Source organism: Pristimantibacillus sp. PTI5 (genome assembly GCF_048572955.1).
In the GTDB taxonomy this organism is placed as follows: Bacteria; Bacillota; Bacilli; order Paenibacillales; family Paenibacillaceae; genus Pristimantibacillus.
Genome location: NZ_CP183886.1, coordinates 3,424,077 through 3,439,903, shown reverse-complemented (window position 1 = coordinate 3,439,903; position 15,827 = coordinate 3,424,077). Strand labels below are relative to the sequence as shown.

The following is a 15,827-nucleotide window of genomic DNA, read 5'->3' as shown; positions in this document are numbered from 1 at the left end:
GATAGCTTGATAGGCCACAAATATAGAGGGAAAGGCTTGCAAAACAGATCTGCAAATAGAGCTAAAATAGCGACGGATCTTAATTTAGGCTTGTTTTTGCTTTTCCGCCCACAATGGCTGAGAGAAGCCATTTTTGCTAAAATAATGGATTAAATCCAAATCCTCATAGTTCTATTGAATCAGGGACTATCAACTTTGATCTCTTTAACTTGATAGGGTCAACCTTTTTTTTAAATCCATATCGTAATATTGGACACTCTATCCCGCAGTTTTTCGAAATATTGATTGTTTTTTACTTCAGAGCATTTTATTTTTCCAAATTTTATAAATTAATGCAGGGTGTAATATATTATTCTCTTACGTTAAAATAATACACTTTAGCGTTTGACACAGGCATAAAGCAAGGATTTACCTATAAATGACATTGGTATAGTCTATCTCATCTTGTACACTATTTGGATAAGAAACGAATTAGGAGAGTCGCAATGGTACGAATATTCCGGTTATCAAACCGCTTTACCGCCAAAATCATACTAGTGCTGCTGCTCGTCATATTAATTCCTACTATATTTACAAGCTTGTCATTCTACTGGGTGTCCGACTCCATCCTCAAGAAAAATGTTAGGGAGTCCAGCGTTCAAATGGCTAAACAAACGGCGGAATCGCTATCTTTCATTTTTAATGTTGGAATCGACACCTCCGATTTTATTTCCAGTGATCTGAACATTCAGAGCGTTGCTTTACACGCAAATAGCAAGCCTTCGTACAAGGAAAGCTTGGATTCCCGATCAATTAATACGCTGCTGAACAACATTGTCTATTCCAACTCCTTCGTCAAAATCGTTTATGTGCTGAAAGAGAATGGAAGAGGCTGGGGCAGCGGCACTTTTTCAGAGTCCAAACTTAAGGATATACAGCTTTCCGATCAGGAATGGGTGAAGGAAGCCAAACGAAAAAACGGAGAATTGGTTTGGCAGGGGCTCCAGTATGACCGTTTCAGCGGCGGAGGCGTCAATACGGACTTGGTTCTGCCTGTAGGAAGAGTCCTGAAGGATATAAACAATTTGAATAACATAGGGATGGTTCAGGTTCAGTTGGACGGGCGCTCCATTCTGGGCACGATTGAACAGTTGAAACTCGGGAGGACGGGTAAGTTTTTTGTTGTGGACTCCGAAGGAAAGATCATGATCGATTCTGATCTCAGTGCGGTCAACAAGGTCGTAGACAATCCCGGGTTGTACAGCCAGATTGTGGGTGATGACGCGATGGAATTTGAATTTGACGTGAATGGAACAACCTATTACGGGGTTAAGCAGCTTCTTAGTAACGGCTGGATGATTGTAGGGACAGTTCCGGTCCATGAAATCAGCGGTCAGTTGAACAGTCTTCAGAACTGGATATTGGTGTCTTCCGCCGTTTTCTCATTGCTTGCCATTGGCATTGGTTTTTTTATTGCCAGAGGGGTGACGAGGCCTGTCCAACAGCTTACCCGCAGCATGCTGCTCGTTCAAAAAGGAGACCTAAAAGTAAGGACAGATATTCGTTCCTCCGATGAAATCGGCTTTTTGAGCAAGCATTTTAACAAAATGCTTCACGAAATCGAGCATCTGATGCAGCAGGTGGAAAATGAGCAAAGCGAGAAGTATCATGCTGAGCTTCGGGCTGTCATTCACCGGGTTCATCCACACTTTCTCTATAACACGCTTAGCACGCTGCGGTGGCTTATTCAATCGAATCAGAATGATCGCGCTTCGGATGTTTTGTCGGCGCTGAACCATCTTTTGGAGGCTAATATGTCTAAAAGTGGGAACATGATATCGGTGGAAGAGGAGCTGGAAATTGTTCGAAAGTACCTGGTCATTCTTGAAATTCGCTACGAAAAAACATTCCATTTGGAGCTAGACGTTCAAGCGGGCACAGAGAAGATCATCATCCCCCGCATGCTGCTGCAGCCTATGGTGGAAAACGCGATTTTCCACGGGATCGTTCCGAAAAATACGGACGGTACCATTTCGATTAGCATCCGCAGCCGTGATGGAGTTTTGGAATTTCTCGTAAATGATGACGGTCTAGGCATCGGGGATGAAAAGCTGAAGGAATTGAATGATCCAGATGCTGCTATCGCAAAAGGGGAAATCGGGATCGGTCTGCGCCATATTTATGACACACTGCGTCTTTATTATGCACGAAATTGGGAATGGTCGATCACAAGCGAGCCGGGGCAAGGAACGACAGTACGCATTTTGTTAAAAAAACTTGTACAAACCACCGCAAACAACGAGCAGATTGGGGGGGGATACGATGTATAGAGTTATGATCGTAGATGATGAGCCTGTCATCCGAAACGGAATTAGTGCCTTTGTCGATTGGGAAGAGGAAGGATTGTCGGTAGAAGACCATTACGCCAACGGTGCAGAAGCGCTAGCTTCTCTGGAAAGCGGCTCAGTCGATATTCTTATTACGGATATCAAAATGCCTTTGATTAACGGTATTCAACTTATGAAGCAATCGATAGAACGTTACCCTTGGATCAAAGTGGTTCTGATCAGTAACTACAGCGACTTTGAATATGTAAAGGAAGGGCTTCAGCTGGGCGCTGTCGATTATTTGTTAAAGCTAACCTTAAATCGGGATGATCTTCTTGCCGTCCTTCGGCGGTGTATCTCCATGCTTGAGGAAGAACGGAGGAAAGATTCCGAACGGCATCATTTTCAACAGGGAGCTCTCTACAGGGAAAGAAAAATAGTTGAACAGGAGATTAAGAGATTGATCGTGCAAGAGCAGTCCTCGCCTTCGTCAACCGCTTGGGTCCCAGCATGGCTGGAAATGTCTTATGTCTGCGTCTATTTTATTCTGGATGCCGCGGAGGAATGGAGAGAAAATGACGGCTTTCTGTATGTGCAGCTCATGCTGGAGGAATTGCAGGAAAAGTTGTATGAGTTGGTGGAGGAAGGAACAGCACTGCTGGTGGCCGAAAACAGCTTGTTTCTTATCTTTCCTAATAATGATGGAGAAGTTGAACGGCGGCTCGGTCAGTGGAAGCAATTATTGGAGACGAGATGGGAAATTTCAACTTCAGCCGGCTTTGCGATAGAGCAAGGAGTGCATAACATTCTTAAGGGATTTGCTGACAGCCGCTCGGCGTGCCAGAGGCGATTTTTCGATGGGCTGGGCGGTCTGTATCGCATGAGCGAATTACAGAACAATCGTGAAAATACGTATACGGTTGCAGATCCATCTTATGATTGGACACCTATTTTCGAAATGATTAGTGCTGGTGATCCGGTTTCATTCGCAGTTGAGTTTGCGCTTGAACGCTGGAAGGAGGGGGCCTTGAGTCCGGAACAAGTCAAGCATGAGGCGTACAGCTTACTTGCAGGTGTTAATAAGCTGCATACAAACGATGAAGCGCTGCTCGCTGAGCGTTATGAAATGCTGAATCAGGCGGAGACATTGGAGCAATTGGCTTCAATATTGGCTTGTCAGTTGGAGGAAATGGAAAAGTCCTTTATACCGAAGCTGACCGATAACGGCTATGGCGGACAGTTGATCACGAAGGCGCTGGAATATATAGCAGCCCATTATACCGAGAACCTGACTCTTCAGAGTGTGGCGGATTTCGTTCATCTCAGCAAAAGCTACTTCAGTCTTTTATTCAAAAAACAAACCGATCGGAATTTTATCGATTATTTGATCGAGCTGCGGATTCGGGAAGCGAAGAAGCTATTGGCGCACAATGATGGCAGAGTTTACGATGTAGCGCTCGCTGCGGGTTTCAAAGACGTAAAGTATTTCAGTAAGGTGTTCAAAAAGGTGACCGGTATTACTCCAATGGAATACAGGGATAAGCACCAAACACCAGAATTCAAAATTGGTTAATAAAGGAGGATTTCGTAATGGCCAGCCGCTGGGCATCTTTATTGCTGCTTCTAGTATGGACAGCCGGTTGCGGAAGCCAGTCCGTAATCTCCGATCCAAAGAACGTTCAAATGCTTCACGGTAACGAAAAAACGGAAATTACTTTTTGGCACACCTATAATGATAAAGAAACCTGGCTGCTGGATCAAGAGCTGATCCCGGCTTTTGAACGGGAGAACCCAGCCATAAGAGTCAGATCCATAAACCTAGCTAACAATAACGAACTAAAAAACAACTTAATAGTACGTGCTTCCTCTAACCGCGGTCCTGACGTAGTTAGAATGGATATCTCCTGGGTACCCGAGTTTTCATGTAAAGGGCTTCTTGAACCGTTAAACAGATTTTCGGGCTTCGAAAACATACAAAACACTCTTCATCGTAAAACAATGAGCGTAGGTTTCTATCAGAACCAATACTACAGCTTGCCGCTCAACCTGTATACGACAGCGCTTATCTTTAACCGAGAGCTGCTTGAACGCGCGGGTTATTCTGAGCCGCCGGGCACGATGGAAGAAGTTCTGGAGCTTGCAAGGAAAAAACATTATACGATCGGACTTGGAGGACTGGAGGCTTGGGATACTCTTCCATACCTTTATAGCCTTGGAGGGGCTTTTATGAACGGGGATTTCAGCAAAGCTTCCGGATTTTTAAACAGCAAAGAGACAATCCGGGCTGTGGAGCAGCTGGCCTCTCTTTACAGAGATGAACAGATTGACATCTCGGTGTTAATCAATAACGTAGACAACTGGGCCGGGGTACGGAGCGGAGAGCTGCTTATGACGGATGAAGCACCATGGTTCTACGGCTTATTGAATCCTGCGGATTTGGATCGCGCCCTCAAACAGTCTCTTCCCGTACCGTTTCCACGGAGCAATGGCCTCGCTTCAATTATTGGCGGCGAAAATTTGGTTATTATGAAGGGCAACAAAAACCGGGATGAGGCATGGGCTTTTATGAAATGGATGACGGGAAAGGATGCGCAGCTTGTCATGTCGCGGGCTGGATTAATTCCGACCAATAGGGAGGCTGTTGACGCTCTAACCGTTGGTAGGGAGTCTTACCTTAATGCTTATTTGGAATCTATGAATAATACTTTTTTGCGCCCGCCGGTCAAAAATTGGAGCAAAATCGATGAAGTGTATACGATGTATTTAAGAAAAATATTTTTGGGAGAATTGACCGCTAAGGACGGCTTGGATCAAGCGGCGTCTGAAATCGATGATCTATTATAATTGAAGTTACCAAATTCTTCACATGAGGTTGACAGTCCCTTGATGAAAAGCCAGTAACATTCAAAGTGGATTGAAAATAGAGTTCTCATGGTGGGAATACCGTAGTAAAGAAAAGTTCTTTTCGGCGACGGCATGGGTCCCCCGCAAATGTCCGCAGCTAGACTATATTGTAAACCGAGGCTTACATTAGATTACTATTATGTCGGACAAGCTGCGACATTTGCGGATAAAGGAGAAGATGGCGACAAAGTCGTGTCTGGTGCTGTAACAAAGTCCGGTTCCGCAGGAACAGCCTTTGCAACGGGCAATAAAACGTATAATGCTGCAAAAAAAACAAAAGCTATCCTTCTCTAATCCTTTCCTCTACAGCTTCTTTTATAACCTTACGACCGTCCTGCCCTCGGACTGTCCCTTCAAAAGCAACGCCGTCTGCTCCATCACCTGCTCCAGCCCGATTTCGTTGCATAATTCTTTTAGGAATTGCGGCTTATAAGAACCTGCTAACAGCTCCCAAATCTTGCTCCGCTTCTCCATGCCAACCATAACCGAATCGATGCCGATGAGCCGGACACCTCTAATGATAAACGGAAATACCGTCAGCGATAGCTCCGAGCCGCCTGTTAGGCCGCTCGCCGCAACCACGCCGCCGTATTGCATTTGCGGCAGCAGTCCAGCCAGCGTCTCGCCTCCGACACAGTCGATGGCGCCTGCCCAAAGCTGTTTGTCCAGCGCCCGCTTCTTACCTGCCGCCAGCTCTTCTCTGGAGAGGATTCGCTTAACGCCCAGCCCGTGCAAATACGCGTGCTTGTCCCGCTTGCCGGTGCTTGCCGCCACCTCGTAGCCGAGCTTGGCCGCAATCGCGGCAGCCACGCTGCCAACGCCGCCCGTTGCCCCCGTTACGAGAATAGGACCGTCCTCCGGGCGCACTCCGTTTTGCTGCAACTCATAGATGGACAATGCCGCCGTAAAGCCAGCTGTACCCAGTATCATCGCCTCTTTCATCGATAAACCTCGAGGAAGCTTAAGCGCCCACTCTGCTGGCACTCTTGCAAACTCGCTATAGCCGCCAAAATGGCTGACTCCCAATCCATAGCCCGTCACAACAACCTGATCTCCCGGCTGAAACCGCTCATCTTCACTGGAAACGATGGTACCAGCCAAATCAATGCCCGGAATAAACGGATAGCTCTTTACTACTCCGCCGTTTGCCAAACAAGCTAACGCATCCTTGTAGTTTACGCTGGAATACGATACCCGAATGAGCAGCTCGCCCTCTGGCAGATCCGCTGCCTCCATAAGCTTCGTTTCACCAACGACTTGGCCATTTATTTGATTGATCACTAGCGCTTTAAAGGATGTCATGCAAATTCCTCCATTCAATACTCATTGTTAGGGCTTGGGATACAATGGTTTGCTTTACTTTCTGAAGTGATTAGCTTATCGCTCAAATCCAAATAACGCCCGTGAAGGCAGAGTACTGCTGTGACCCAACGAAAGGGATCCTCTTCTACAGTAGCAGTTTTTTGTGAGGATTGCGACACGGTTTCTTAAGCGCAAAAAAGGATGGCCACGGCCTTATTGCCGCGAGCACCCCCTATTTGCGAAGCACTCCATACGTCCGCTGCACGGCTTCTCTCTTTTGTTCATTTCTTTTGTTCATTTCTTTTGTTCATTTCTTTTGTTCATTCTCATTGTTATCCATATTGTTCATCCTCATTATCTATTTCGGTTGTCCCTTCAAAATTAACAGGAAATTCTCCCGTTAGTTTGGTGCAAATGGCAGCACGGTTATATTTAACAGGAAATTCTCCCGTTAATTTCCGGCAAACCACCGTCTCAACGGGAAACGGACTGAATTAACGGTAACAAATCCTGTTAATTCAAGCCCGAACGTCAAAACGGTTATTTTAACGGTAGAAAATCCCGTTAAACACACCAAGACTAACAAACGGTCCATCAAAGAAACTTGTTTCTCCCGTTGATTCTTGCGCGTCCTAATGAAATCCAGAACCTATAAACAAAAAAAAAGCATCCGCTAGGATGCTTCCAGCTTGTAGAGAAACCCACGTTTTTTCAAAACGACGGGTTTCTCTTTTGTTTTTTATCTTCTCTTTTCGTGAGAAACAGAGGGTTTAAACCTCTCACGCCCTCCGTTCCAAGTGGAGGGCGATCTTCTTCATGTTCTGCACGGCGGCGGTCATCAACGCTTGTTCCATTACGTTGTTTAACCCGCGCAACCGGCAATAGCGAAACCCGTGGAGCTGTTTAGCATCCGCGAAGCTTCGCTCAATCGTTTCTTTTCGTTTTCGGTACAATCTTTTGCCCGACTTGCTTAAGCGGTTTAATCGTACTTGCTCTTTACTGTCCTCCCAGATGTGCCGGGTGACGATCTTACGCTTGTTACGTGAGCGCGTACACTTTTCTAGCATGGGACATGCTGCACAGATCTTCGGATCCGAAGCATAGTGTCGGTATCCGTGTCGGTCTGTCGTTCGGTAAGGCAATTTTTGTTGCTGGGGACAAATATACAAGTTCCGTTCGGCATCATATGTAAATTTCCATTTGGGATATAACCCTTGTGTCGGTTGAAATCTGCGGTGCGCAATAACACCATAAATGTTGCGGTCTTCAAGTCCCTTGCAAATCGGGGTCGTCATATAACCAGAATCAAGTGCGACTGCTTCAACTGCAAAACCAAAACGTTTACGCTGACGATCTAATCGAGAGAGGTACGGCACGGAATCGTGAACATTTCCTGCGGTTACGAAAACATCAGTAATGAGGTTGCACTTCACATCGACGGTACGATGGTCCAGATAAAAGAAGCCTTCCGGCTTGCCTTCCCGAAACATATATCCGCTGTCCGGGTCTGTTGTACTGACCTTCACTTCCTTGTCTTCGTTCACCTCCTCTCGTGGTTTTAGAGCTTTTTTCCTTGCGCTTTACGGTCGGTTTCAATTGCCGAGTTCAGTTCATCCAAATAATCCCTTGTGTTCTGCTGAACCTGCTCTTTTGTATATTTGTTTTTATTCGCATTCGCTTTCACGTGCGTGGAGTCGGATACCAACACACGGCCGCCAATCATACGGTGAGAGATGGCTTGCAGCACGATCTCATCAAAGATGTCCTGGAAGACAGAGGTATCCTTAAAACGCGTACGACGATTCCAACTGATCGTGGTGTGGTCTGGAACGCGATCGGTTAGCCCAAGTCCTAAAAACCAACGATAAGCCAAATTAGTCTGAACTTCACGTTCAAGTTGGCGTTCGGAACGTATGCCATAGAAATAGCCTAGAAAGATCATTTTGAAGAGAACAAGCGGGTCAATAGCTGGACGACCGTTATCCTGCGAATAAAGATGGCGAACCTTCTCATCGATAAAGGTGAAATCGATGTGCTTATCGATCTTGCGAAGCATATGATCAGAGGGCACTAGCTCCTCAATGGAAACCAATTCGTAATTTTGTTGCTTATCTCGATTAGTACGCAGCATCACGACACCATCCGTTCGTTTTAATTACTATAATTATACTGTATTAACGCGGTGTCGTGTTAAATTAATTAAACAAAAAGAAGACTGTCGAGACTTTCTCGACAGCCTGAAAGCATCCGCTAGGATGCTTCAATCTTGTTTTTATGGATAAGTAAGCTCATTAATGCAGGCAGCAGCATTCCTCTAACGAGGAATGTATCCAGCAAAATGCCTGCCGCCATCATAAAGCCGAAGAGAAACAGCTCCTGCAGCGGCTGCGTCATCAGCACGGCAAACGTCGCCGCAAGAATGATTCCTGCTGATGAGATGACGCCGCCCGTCGACGCCACTGCAAGCTTAACCGCCTTTCGCCACGGATGGCGGGTCGCTTCCTCCTGCACGCGCGAGACGAGCATAATATTATAATCGACGCCCAAGGCAACCATAAAGACAAAGCTGTACATCGGCAGCCGATAGCTGATTGATTCATAGCCAAGCAAACTGTGGAACACGCCCCAGCTCATACCCAGCGTCGCCGCGTAAGATAACAAAATCGTAATCATCATATAGAAGGCCAGCTTAACGGAGCCCGTTTGCCAAGCGAGCATCATGGTGATGAAGAGAATAATAAGCGTGAACACAACTGCCGTATCCTGCTTGTTCATTGCCCGCACATCAACCTGCGCCGCTGTCTGACCGGCGAACTGCAGCGATTGGAGCGACGGGTCAAAACCGCTCTCGCGGAGTAATGAGCTGCTCTCCTTCTTCCACTGCTCTACCGTATCCAGCGCCTTATTCTCATAGGGATTCGTTCGCAATACCAGCTGAAGCCGCGCCGTGCGATTATCCTTCGATATGGCCTCTGCAGGCAATGGCTCTCCAAGAAGCACATCCGGATTTACGGAAGCTATACTTCCTTGTCCTTTCATTTTTTCCGTCAAGGCATGCAGCTTATTCGCGAAGGAGCCGTCCGCTTCAATATCAGTTCCATTGTTTATGAGCAGTGTAACGGGGGCCAGCTCCCCAGGCGGATAATGCTGCTCCAACAGCTCAAATCCTTGGCGTGAGGCCAGCTTCTCAGGGAAGGATTCCATGAGATTAAAGGAAAAGCTGACCCCAATGCCGTTACATGCCGCTAACAGCAGCAGCACGAGCAGAATTCCCGCAACCCGCTTCGGCTTACTCGTAACAAAGCTTCCAACGCGGGTCCATATGCGAGAGCGAGTCCTCGTTCCCAAAGGCTGTGTCTGCGCTTTCGGCACGAAGGGCCAGAAGGCTTTGCGGCCAAGCAGCGCAAATACAGCGGGTACAAGCGTAAGGCCAGCCAGCAAAATAACGGCCACCGCAGCCGAGAATACCGGTGCAAAGCCCCTATAAGGCTGAAAGGTTGCAGCAAACAAAGCCAGCATCGCCAGCAGAACGGTCCCCCCGCTGAATAAAATAGGCTCCGCAACATGCTTCATGGCCGCTCCCATCGCCTGGTGCTTGCTTTCTGCTTGGAGCAGCTCCTCGCGGTAGCGTGAAAATACGAATAAGCAATAATCGGTGATCACGGCGAATAACAGGATCATCATAATCGATAATGATTGCTTATCGATAACGAACAAGCCCGCTTTGCCCGCGAGCCCGATCAAGCGGTCCACCACCGCATAAACGAGGCCTGCGGCCGCTAGCGGTATAATCGCGAGCAGCGGCGAACGGTAGATCGCGATGAGCAAAATAAGAATAAGAACAACTGTCGAGAACATCAGCACCATATCCGCATTCCGAAAGAGCGTAAGCGTGTCAGCGGCTATCGCTGCCGGACCGGTCAGCTCAAGCCGAACCTCCGCAGTCCCAAGATTCTCCCAATTCTCTCTTATCGCTTCCAAGGTTGTCAGCACCTGGTCCGATTCCGTGTGTGCCTTCAGCGCAACAGGCAGCAGCAGCGTCGTCTGATCCTCGGATAGCAGCTTGACTTGCACAGGCTCTGGCATGTCATGGAAAGGCATTGCTTTATCCACCTGTACAGGCTTCGAATCCGAGGCAAGCCACTCGCTGAGCAGCGAGATGCTCTTTCGATGCTCAGCTGTGACCCCTTGCCCGTTATGGAACACGAGCAGCGCCGTCATCCCATCCGAGGAGGGAAATTGCTCATCCAGCAAACGCTGCGCTTGCGCAGCCGGATTGCTGCCGCCGGCATTGCCTTCTCCCGCACTTATCGCATACTCCTTTGCGCCCGGAGCTGCCAGGCTGAGCGCAATCGCAAGCAGCACCCAGCAAAGCAAACTTATTTTGGCCCCGCGCGGGCTGCACACATATTGAATTACCTTTTGCAACGGCTTTACATTCATGTTCTTGTCCTCCTGTTCTGTCCTTCTCCCGCATTATCGAACAGGAAGATGAACGAACGATGAACAGAACATTACAAACGCGGAAGCGTTACGATAACCGAGGTGCCCTCTTCGGGCCGGCTGTGAACCGTGATGCTCCCTTGATGGAGAGCCACGATTTTATGCACGATCGAGAGCCCAAGTCCACTGCCTGCCGACTTGTGACTCCGAGCTTTATCCGCCTTATAAAAACGGTCAAAAATATACGGGAGATCCTCCTCAGGAATGCCGATTCCCTTATCGCTTATCTTTACTTCAATGACATCCGATTCTGCGATGGATATAGAAATGGCTTCTCCCGGTTGCGAAAACTTAATGCCATTGGCAATTAAGTTCAGCCATACCTCATAAAGCAGCTGCTGATCCGCATGAACATGCGTGTCGGGCAATTCAAGCTCCAATTGGAGAGACTTTTCCGTCCATTGCCATTCCAGCGTAATTAAGATTTGGCGAATTTGTTCATCCAAACGAAAAGCCGTTTTATGCAGCGGCTTGCTCTCTTTATCCAGCGCTGCCAGCATCAGCAGTTGCTTGCTTAAGCCGGATAGGCGCTTGCTTTCCATTTCGATTATGGATAGATAGCTATCCGTTTGCTCCGGCGTGGTCTCCTTATCGAGCACGGCCCGTGCCAAGCCCTGTATCGAAGTTAGCGGCGTTTGAAATTCATGCGACACGTTAGCCACAAATTCTTGGCGCATCTGGTCCAGCTGCTTGATCGCAAGCGTCATTGCCGAGAAATTGCGCGCCAGCTCGCCTATTTCATCCCCTCTTGAGAGCTGAAGGCCCGCATCAAAATTACCGGCAACCATCTGCTGGGTCGCTCTCGTCAGCTCATTAACCGGTTTAACGATCAGCCGCGATAAAATAATGATTAGCACAAGACTAATCACAAAGGTCATGCCGATTAGTATGCCGGCAATAATGCGAACCTCTCCAATCTGCTGCTGCAGATCCGGCCGAATAAATAAGGCCGCTTCGCCCTCTTCCGTCAGAATAGGCAAACCAACCGTATTCAGGATACTATTTTTAAAATAGGAGAACAGCTGCAGCCGGTCCTTCTGTTTCTCCATGCCGAGGTATACTTCTCCGTCTTGAACAGCCTTTATTTGCTGCTCATTCAGCTGTCCATGCTTGAATGGCGAACCGTAAATTCGTCCCATCCCGTCCCTATTCACATAATAAATCTGGTAACCAAGCTTAGCCGTATGCGCCAAATAAGTATCCAGATCCAATTGCGGATTCTGCTCATATTGATCACGAATGCTTTGCGCGGTTGAGAGCATCTTTTGCTCATTGCCGGATTGCTGCTTATATTGATAATACAAGCTCGTTAACAGCAACCCCAGCAGGCCGCTGATCATCGCGACCATCACAAACGTGAAAACAATGCGCACATATAACGATTTCATCCTTCACGCACCTCCAGCTTATAGCCAAGACCCCGAATCGTCGTGATGGTGAAGTCGTCCTGCCGGTCTGCAAAACGCTCGCGCAGCCTTTTGATATGGACATCAACGGTACGGCTGTCGCCCTGAAAGTCCGCGCTCCATATCAGCTGAATCAGCTGCTCGCGCGTATAAATACGGCCCGGATGGCTGGCTAATTGGGATAACAGCTCAAATTCGCGCAGCGGCAGCGTAAGAACAGCTTCGCCTATTTTAATCTCATAGCCTCTTCGGTCGATAACAACGCTGCCCAGCTGAATGACCTCCGAGGACACAAGCCGATATCTGCGCAGCAAAGCTTTCATGCGGAAGAGGAGCTCCTTCGGCTCAAACGGCTTTACGATATAGTCATCCGTTCCGGCATCGAAGCCCTTCTCCTTATCCTCCATCTCTGCCCTCGCTGTCAGCATTATGACCGGAATATCATAATGAAGCCTAATCTCCTGGCAAAGTTCGAAACCATCTTTCCCCGGCATCATAATATCTACGACCGCCAAATGGACCTGCTCATTCTCCAGCAGCCCGGATGCAGCTTGTCCATTTTCGGCTTCAAGCACGACATACCCGTCCTTTCGCAGCACAAACCGCAGCAGCTCACGGATAGACGGATCATCATCCACGACTAATACATGCATTCTCATCGACTTTCTCCCTGCATATGACCAAATTAATAATCAACATTAATATCAAGCTCGCTATCGTAAATCCACCTTTTACCATCCATTAAATCCATACTGATGATGAGTTCGTATTCATACGGCGCATCATCCTGCAACGGCTGCTTCAGGCTGCGTTCATATAATCTTCCAGAAGCCGCACGATACTCTTAGACTGTCCAAAGCCGTATGTATAAACTACTCAAGTTATACCATTTCACTTTATCTTTGAAAAGTATATGACTAATCAAGAAGGCAAGCAAAACACCCGTAATTGAAGCGGTCCCCGCCTCACCTACAGGTGCTTATCGCAAAAATCCGACCTTGCCGCTTTGCTTAATATCTTATTGTACCGAATCCGATTCTCCCTGCGATGCCGATTTCCTCAGTCGCGCTTCCCTCTTCCCACCAAGCGTCCCTCATCGAAAGCCCCCGCAAGTATTCGAAGTCGGGATGTACGACCAAGTCCTGCAAATAAGCGGATATGGTGCTGTTCTCTCTTCTCATCCGATTCAACGCGTTGATAATCTCCTGCCCGGATTCAATGCCGATGCCGTGTCCGAAGTATAAGTCAGTATCCAGCATGATGACGTTCTCTCCCTGCCACTCGGGTGTTTCCGGATCATGCTCGGGGTTTTTGAAATACAGCACGTCGCCCGGGTACGCTTCATTTTTATTATAGGTCGTTATTAAATTCAAATCGCGGTCATACTGCCAAGACCGTAGAAACAGGTTTTTGAAATAAGCATTAAATACCGCATCGCCAACGGTATCCAGCACGGCTTTATACAAAATAATGATGATTGCGCCTGCGCATTCAAAGCCGTACAAGTGCCCATTTTCAAAAATATCGTTGATTCCGACAGAAGGCAGCACGCCCCCTCTCAACTGGAACCCGCCGTTTTCCGTACGCGTCCAGTATTGCTCATTGCACTTGGACCCCTCGAAGGTTGCAAAGCTCACGCCGCTGGCATAAAGCGCTTTGGCCGCCTCAACGATATGCGTTCGCATTTTGAGCTCAAATTCCAGCGCGTCAACGGACGGGTATCGATAAACGACCTCGCTGTTCTGCTTCGCTCGCAGCATCCTTCTCTCCAGCTCTGTCAGCGTCAACGGGTTCATCGTAAACTCCGGACTGCCCGATACAAGTATCACCCTGATGTTCCTCCCTTTTATCAAACATCTATTGGGTTATTGTACGTGCAAAAAAAACTTTTGTGAGTAGTGATCCAACAACGGCTTCTCTTCGTGTTACTAGGCAAGAAACAAAAACGAAGAGGAGTGTTTAACCCATGAATATGAAAAAATACTTTTTAGCCGTTCCGCTCAGCCTAGCCTTGATGCTGCCAACAGCTGGACTCGCAAGCGCACATACGCACAGCGAGAGTACCATGACCGCTATGCCGGCAGGAGCCGCCGAGGTTACGAACAAAGCCGTCGATTTACGCGCGGCTCTCGATTCCTTGTTGTCTGAGCATGCGTTTCTCGCGGTTGTCGCCATGCAAAAAGGAATCGATGGCAAAGGCGACTTCGATGCCGCAGCTGGCGCACTGGCACAAAATACGGATGATCTAAGCAAAGCAGTCGCTTCCGTCTACGGCGAGAAAGGCGGAGCAGCGTTTAAGGAAATTTGGAGCAGCCACATTGGGTATTTTGTCGATTATGTAAAAGCGACAGGCGCCAAGGATAATGCCGCCAAGAAAAAAGCGCTCGCCGAGCTTGATGGATACCGCATAAAGCAAGCCGCATTTCTGGATTCAGCTACGGGTAGCCGATTAAAAGCGAAGGAGCTCGAGGAAGGCCTGAAGGTTCATGTGAACCAGCTCGTGTGGGCATTCGATAATTACGTTGTCGGCGATTTTGACAAGACGTATGATAGTCTCAGAGAATCCGTTCATCATATGTACGGCGTAGGCAAAGGGCTGTCTTGGGCCATTACGGACCAATTCCCGGATCAATTCGATCATAAAACGGTCGATACGCCGTCTGCCGAGCTTCGTGCCAATCTCAATCATTTGTTCTCCGAGCATGCTGCGCTCGCCATTCTGGCGATGCAAAAAGGGATCGACGGCGCCAAGGATTTTGACGCTGCGGCAGCTGCTTTAAATGAAAATACGGATGACCTGTCCGCCGCTATCGCTTCCGTTTACGGAAAAGAAGGCGGAGAAGCCTTCAAGAAAATTTGGAGCTCCCATATCGGATACTTTGTTGACTACGTGAAGGCGACAGGCGCCAAAGATGAAGCTGCAAAAACAAAAGCGCTCGAGGCGCTTGATCAATACCGCGTAGAGCAAGCAGCCTTCCTCGACGCTGCAACGGAGGGCCGATTAAAAGCTGCCGACATGGAAGCCGGCCTTAAAATGCATGTCGATGAGCTGCTGAAAGCCTTCAATAGCTACACCGAAATGGACTATGCGACCGCTTACCCGACCGTTCGCGAAGCTTACTCACATATGTACGAAGTAGGGCTTGGCGTTACCAATGCCGTTGTCGACCAGTTCCCAGACCAATTCGAGGTTAAAATGCCTTCTGAAATGCCTCAAACCGGCATGGGCGGCATGAGCCACGAGAAGTCTCCCCTGACAGACATTGTCATGTTATCCCTTGCAATTATGGCTTTAGCGGTTCTTATCCCTTTCTTTATCGCTCGCCGCAAGGCCGCGAAATAACGCTCAACCGTCTACGCTTTTGAGGAAAGGAGGGTTTGCCCCTCCTTTCTTTTTTACTACCAT

Annotated in this window: 10 protein-coding genes and 1 pseudogene; 5 read left to right on the top strand and 6 right to left on the bottom strand. The window is 48.0% G+C overall.

The window, feature by feature from the left end; genetic code table 11:
• Nucleotides 1–485 precede the first annotated feature (485 nt).
• The 4 genes and pseudogenes from ACN6MW_RS15560 to ACN6MW_RS15545 all read left to right on the top strand — a co-directional run.
• The gene (locus tag ACN6MW_RS15560; protein WP_419876144.1) at nucleotides 486–2,309 is read left to right on the top strand and encodes a cache domain-containing sensor histidine kinase; all 1,824 of its coding nucleotides are present in this window, start codon (nucleotides 486–488) and stop codon (nucleotides 2,307–2,309) included.
• The gene (locus ACN6MW_RS15555) at nucleotides 2,302–3,879 is read left to right on the top strand and encodes a response regulator transcription factor (RefSeq protein WP_419876143.1); all 1,578 of its coding nucleotides are present in this window, start codon (nucleotides 2,302–2,304) and stop codon (nucleotides 3,877–3,879) included. The genes ACN6MW_RS15560 and ACN6MW_RS15555 overlap by 8 nt, the downstream gene beginning before the upstream one ends.
• Nucleotides 3,880–3,896: 17 nt before the next feature.
• Nucleotides 3,897–5,150: an extracellular solute-binding protein gene (locus ACN6MW_RS15550; protein WP_419876142.1), complete on the top strand. Its 1,254-nt coding sequence runs from the start codon at nucleotides 3,897–3,899 to the stop codon at nucleotides 5,148–5,150.
• Nucleotides 5,151–5,264: 114 nt separating this feature from the next.
• Nucleotides 5,265–5,477 (top strand): annotated as a pseudogene (locus ACN6MW_RS15545) (alkaline phosphatase); the annotation flags it as partial.
• A 48-nt stretch (nucleotides 5,478–5,525) separates the two neighbouring features.
• Here ACN6MW_RS15545 and ACN6MW_RS15540 read toward each other — a convergent pair.
• The 6 genes from ACN6MW_RS15540 to ACN6MW_RS15515 all read right to left on the bottom strand — a co-directional run bounded on the left by ACN6MW_RS15540 (nucleotide 5,526) and on the right by ACN6MW_RS15515 (nucleotide 14,250).
• Nucleotides 5,526–6,512, bottom strand: a complete 987-nt coding sequence (locus ACN6MW_RS15540) for an oxidoreductase (protein WP_419876141.1) — start codon at nucleotides 6,510–6,512, stop codon at nucleotides 5,526–5,528.
• Nucleotides 6,513–7,291: 779 nt separating this feature from the next.
• Nucleotides 7,292–8,643, bottom strand: a protein-coding gene (locus tag ACN6MW_RS15535; RefSeq protein ID WP_419871355.1) for an IS1182 family transposase whose coding sequence is annotated in 2 segments (ribosomal slippage) — nucleotides 7,292–8,076 and nucleotides 8,076–8,643 — 1,353 coding nt in all. Because the reading frame shifts where the segments join, the coding sequence is not laid out codon by codon here.
• A gap of 119 nt (nucleotides 8,644–8,762) precedes the next feature.
• Complete coding sequence (locus tag ACN6MW_RS15530) at nucleotides 8,763–10,955, bottom strand: MMPL family transporter (protein WP_419876140.1); 2,193 nt, start codon at nucleotides 10,953–10,955, stop codon at nucleotides 8,763–8,765.
• 71 nt (nucleotides 10,956–11,026) lie between these two features.
• On the bottom strand, nucleotides 11,027–12,403 hold the full coding sequence (locus ACN6MW_RS15525) for a sensor histidine kinase (protein WP_419876139.1): 1,377 nt from the start codon (nucleotides 12,401–12,403) through the stop codon (nucleotides 11,027–11,029).
• Complete coding sequence (locus ACN6MW_RS15520) at nucleotides 12,400–13,080, bottom strand: response regulator transcription factor (protein WP_419876138.1); 681 nt, start codon at nucleotides 13,078–13,080, stop codon at nucleotides 12,400–12,402. Before ACN6MW_RS15520 ends, ACN6MW_RS15525 begins: the two co-directional genes overlap by 4 nt.
• Before the next feature lie 351 nt (nucleotides 13,081–13,431).
• A complete protein-coding gene (locus tag ACN6MW_RS15515; RefSeq protein WP_419876137.1) occupies nucleotides 13,432–14,250 on the bottom strand; it encodes a protein-glutamine gamma-glutamyltransferase in 819 nt (272 codons plus the stop codon).
• Nucleotides 14,251–14,387: 137 nt separating this feature from the next.
• Between ACN6MW_RS15515 and ACN6MW_RS15510 the strand changes: the two genes are divergently transcribed.
• Nucleotides 14,388–15,764: a copper amine oxidase gene (locus ACN6MW_RS15510; RefSeq protein WP_419876136.1), complete on the top strand. Its 1,377-nt coding sequence runs from the start codon at nucleotides 14,388–14,390 to the stop codon at nucleotides 15,762–15,764.
• Nucleotides 15,765–15,827 lie beyond the last annotated feature (63 nt).

Coding starts and splice junctions, on each gene's coding strand:
- ACN6MW_RS15510 (WP_419876136.1), top strand. CDS start 14,388: ATGAATATGAAAAAATACTTTTTAGCCGTTCCGCTCAGCCTAGCCTTG.
- ACN6MW_RS15555 (WP_419876143.1), top strand. CDS start 2,302: ATGTATAGAGTTATGATCGTAGATGATGAGCCTGTCATCCGAAACGGA.
- ACN6MW_RS15525 (WP_419876139.1), bottom strand. CDS start 12,403: ATGAAATCGTTATATGTGCGCATTGTTTTCACGTTTGTGATGGTCGCG.
- ACN6MW_RS15550 (WP_419876142.1), top strand. CDS start 3,897: ATGGCCAGCCGCTGGGCATCTTTATTGCTGCTTCTAGTATGGACAGCC.
- ACN6MW_RS15530 (WP_419876140.1), bottom strand. CDS start 10,955: ATGAATGTAAAGCCGTTGCAAAAGGTAATTCAATATGTGTGCAGCCCG.
- ACN6MW_RS15540 (WP_419876141.1), bottom strand. CDS start 6,512: ATGACATCCTTTAAAGCGCTAGTGATCAATCAAATAAATGGCCAAGTC.
- ACN6MW_RS15560 (WP_419876144.1), top strand. CDS start 486: ATGGTACGAATATTCCGGTTATCAAACCGCTTTACCGCCAAAATCATA.
- ACN6MW_RS15520 (WP_419876138.1), bottom strand. CDS start 13,080: ATGAGAATGCATGTATTAGTCGTGGATGATGATCCGTCTATCCGTGAG.